Annotated in this window: 2 protein-coding genes; one reads left to right on the forward strand and one right to left on the reverse strand. The window is 42.1% G+C overall.

Annotation, left to right across the window (positions count from 1 at the left end; all coding sequences use genetic code 11):
- Positions 1 to 369 precede the first annotated feature (369 nt).
- On the reverse strand, positions 370 to 1392 hold the full coding sequence (locus QZZ43_RS11075) for a substrate-binding domain-containing protein (RefSeq protein ID WP_291859063.1): 1023 nt from the start codon (positions 1390 to 1392) through the stop codon (positions 370 to 372).
- A gap of 172 nt (positions 1393 to 1564) precedes the next feature.
- Here QZZ43_RS11075 and QZZ43_RS11080 point away from each other — a divergent pair, with 172 nt between their 5' ends.
- Complete coding sequence (locus tag QZZ43_RS11080; protein WP_291859065.1) at positions 1565 to 3526, forward strand: methyl-accepting chemotaxis protein; 1962 nt, start codon at positions 1565 to 1567, stop codon at positions 3524 to 3526.
- Positions 3527 to 4173 lie beyond the last annotated feature (647 nt).

Consider the following 4173-nt stretch of genomic DNA (forward strand, 5'->3'; position numbering starts at 1 on the left):
TACCAATGACGTATTTTTGTAATACGCAAAAAATCAGAAAATTAACAGTTGACTCTTTACCCGTGTAGATTACAAATCCATACGGACGGGATAGACCCGATTCAACGTCATTTCACATTACTAAATAAAAATTTTTGGATCTCAGAATGACAATAAGGGGAGTGTCATTCTGAGGAGGAACGACGAAGAATCTGTTCCAGAATAACAATATGTCAGTAAGTTAATGGTTCTTTCTTAGTTGAAGTTATGTAAATGAGATATTTATGGGTCACCTGTAAAACTAACAGACACGAGCTTTTAAACACCCCACACACTACGCGCCAACCCCCATGCACCATGCTCCACGCCCTATGCACCATGCCCTATGCCCTAATAAATCTCCTCTCTGGTATAAAACCCACTTTCAATTAAAACTTTATCAATATTTTCTTTCGTAACCGGAATAGAACTGATTTGGATGGTTGGGACATCTTTTAAGCCATTATTAGAAAAAGTGATGTCATATTTTTTCTCCAGCTTTTCCCCGTTAAGAATGTCAACGGCCACTTCGGCTGCTTTGTAAGCGATGTTTTTGAGGGGGTGGTACAGGGTTATGTGTTGGGTGCCTTCCACTATTCGGCGACACGATTCTATTTGGGCATCTTGTCCGGTAACAATTACCTCTCCGGCTAAGTCGTACTTCTCCAGCACTTCAATGCAGGCAACGGACATTCCGTCAAAGCAGGATATGAGTGCGTCTATAGGTTCCGGATTGGCTCTTAGAAATTGATCCAGTTCATAAGCTGCATGGTCGGGGTTCCAGCTTTCAATATAAGTTTTATATAATACCTTAATTCTGTCTGCGTCGATATGAGGCTTGAGTGTTTTATCAATGGATTCCATTAATTCCACTGCATTTCTGTCGAATTTGTCACCGTTAAGAATTACGTAGTTTCCAGAAGGTCTTTGTTCTAAGGCATAACCTACCATGTCTTTACCCAATTCTTCATTATTGCCCGATATGTAAACTTTAAGATCCGAGTTGGGTATCAGGCGATTGTACGCCATCACCGGAATATCTCTTGCATTGGCTTCTTTAATAATGTTCTCGGCTGTGTTGATATTTACAGCAATAAGGGCCAATAAATCAATTCCCTCCTCCATCATTTTAATCGCCTTCTCGTATTGAAGTGCATCATTGTCGCTGGCCTGGTCAACAATGACCTGTGCACCCAGTTCCTCTGCTTTTTCTTTAAAGAACTGACTTTCTTTATTGAATCGGATGGTTACATCGGAACTATATAGAAAGCCAATCTTTTTTTTGTCATTGTTTTCGCAACTCGACAATGCTGCCAGCAGTATAAAGAATAAAGAGATTGTCAGAATTGATGAAAAAAGGTTTTTTGTATTCATTTTTTCTTTTTATGGAATAAAAAATTATATGAAAGAAGCTGTTTGAGCGAAAATACGTTTTTTTCATCGTTTTGTTTTGAAATGGTGGAAAATTTTTAAACTTTTGAGGAGATTTTGTTTTTCCTTGACTTTTATCCCGTCCTTTACAACATAAATATATCCCGATACAAATATGAACTGGAGAGATCTTAGTATTAGTGGAAAGATTAGAAGTAGTCTTGCTGCTGTAGTGACATTAACTATTTTGATGGGTGGCTTTACGTTATACAGCCTTTTTGAAATTGGACGGGGCGTGAATGACCTTTCCGATAAGTATATTCCGACGGTTAATGAAGCGAGCCTGGTGGATCAAAACTGGCGTAAACTCACAGAAGTTACAAGGTCGTATGATTTCTCGAGCCAGCCTTATTTCGACCTGGTTTCTGAAAGGTATTATACCCAGATGATGGTTGCCCTGAATAATCTTATTGAGATGGAAGGCGAAGGGGCCCGAAGTGAAACATTTCTGGATTTAAAGGAAAAACTTGAAAATTATTCGTCACTCTACGAAAATTATCAGTCGGTGCAGAGCAATGCTGCCAATCAAAGAGTAGTAATGCGGGAAGCCGGAGAGGAGTTGGTTGAATTGTCAGAAAACTATCAAAACAGCGCCAGATATCAACAATTGATGAATCGGGCACTGGGAATTTGGGGAATAATTCAGGCAAAAGATTTTAATCGGGAGGCTGTGGCATTGGATGCAGAATTAGCGCGGACGCGTTCATTGATGGAAGATGTTGGGTTAGTTTATCTTCCTGAAAGAATGGCCACAGTGCTGAATAGTTTTATTTCTTCAGCCATCTCCTTTATTGAATATTATCAGGAAGCGCGGCTTGTCGAGGTTAAACGGTTTGAACTGGGTAAGGAAATAATGTGGGATATCAGGTCGATTGCAGATATGGGGCAGGGAGATATTAAGGGAATGGGCAACCAAAGTGCCCGAATTGTAGAAAACATTCAGACTCTTGTGATAGTGGCAATTATTGTTCTGCTTTTGGTTGGATTGATATTTGCCATATACCTACCCGGCTCCATTGCCAAACCTATTTTGCAAGGCATCGGACTTGCCGAAAAGGTATCAGCGGGAAATCTTTCGGTTCGTTTCGATACTAAACGAAAGGATGAAGTGGGCCGCCTGGCTGTTGCTTTAGACAATATGGTTAAGAATCTCAGAATTATTATTTCTGACATCACTGAAGGTACCCGTGAGATGGTTGAAGCCAGTTCCTCACTTTCTCGCGAATCTACAGAGTTGGCTGAAGGTGCTGGTGAGCAGGCGTCTGCGGCAGAGGAGGTCTCTTCATCGATGGAAGAAATGCACGCCAATATTCAGCAAAATACCGATAATGCAAGGCAGACTGAATCAATTGCACGGAAAGCCGCTCTGGATATGAATAAGAGTAACGATATCTCGGAAACTGCTGCCGGGTATCTTGAAGAAATTACCTCTAAGATTTCTGTAATTGGAGATATTGCTTTTCAAACTAATATTCTTGCCTTGAATGCTGCGGTGGAAGCTGCGCGCGCAGGAGTTGAGGGGAGAGGATTTGCCGTGGTGGCTGCGGAGGTACGAAAACTTGCTGAAAGAAGTCAGCAGGCTGCAAATGATATTAACAAAGTGTCCGGGATGACTATTAATTCATCTAGGGAATCACGGGAGATGTTGTTGTCTCTTACTCCGGAAATTGAGAAAACTGCAGGCCTGATTCAGGAGATCTCAGTGGCTTCATTGGAGCAGGTTTCGGGTGTAGAACAAATCAATAATGCACTTCAGCAATTAAACCAGGTAACCCAGAGAAATGCTTCCAATTCGGAGGAGATAAATTCTGCCGCTCAAAGGATTGAAAAATTATCTGAACGGTTGGAACGCGCCATTTCAGTTTTTAGTCTTTCTTCTGATGGTCAGAAAAATATTGAATCTAAACTGAATGAATCAAAAGGTGATGAGACTGTGGTTAGAACCCAAAAACCTGAAAAGGAAGAGGGTGGAGCAAGTTGTGCTGTTTCCCAGTCACAATTGAAAGCCAAAGCCAAAGGAGAAAAACAGGATTTCGATTTGGGCAGTTTTGGTTCGGAGGATTATGAAAAATTTTAGTCCCTTAATACAGGCAGAAAAGGGGATGAAATATTTCATCCCTAATCAAGCGTTCATCGAAGCAATGGATTAGCCCCGGCGGAGTGGCAGGTAAGGCATGAAGATAAGAGCAGAGGGCGGAGAGCCTGGGCATATGAGACAATAGATTCGGATTTTGCCAGGAATTTTCCCATTTAACTGTGAAGACGGATATTGTTTGGTTCTTCTTTTCATAATGGATTAGCCCCAGCGGGGCGGCAGGTAAGGCATGGAGCATGGAGATAAGAGCAGAGGGCGGAGAGCCTGGGCATATGAGACTATAGATTCGGATATTGCCAGGGATTTTCCCATCTAACTGTGAAGAGGGATATTGTTTGGTTCTTCTTTTCGCAATGGATCAGCCCCAGCGGAGCGGCAGTTAAGGCATGGAGCTTGGAGATAAGAGCAGAGGGAGGAGAGCCTGGGCATAGGAGGCTATAGATTCGGATATTGCCAGGGATTTCCCCATTTAACTGTGAAGACGGATATTGTTTGGTTCTTCTTTTCATAATTGATTAGCCCCAGCGGGGCGGCAGTATGGTAGAACGAATGTTTGTAATAAATACGATAGAGCCCCGGCAGGGGTGACAGAATTGTCCATTGAGGGATTTAACCACAGAGACCACGGA

Origin of the sequence: Marinilabilia sp. (genome assembly GCF_016278715.1) — a bacterium.
Lineage (GTDB): Bacteria > Bacteroidota > Bacteroidia > Bacteroidales > Marinilabiliaceae > Marinilabilia.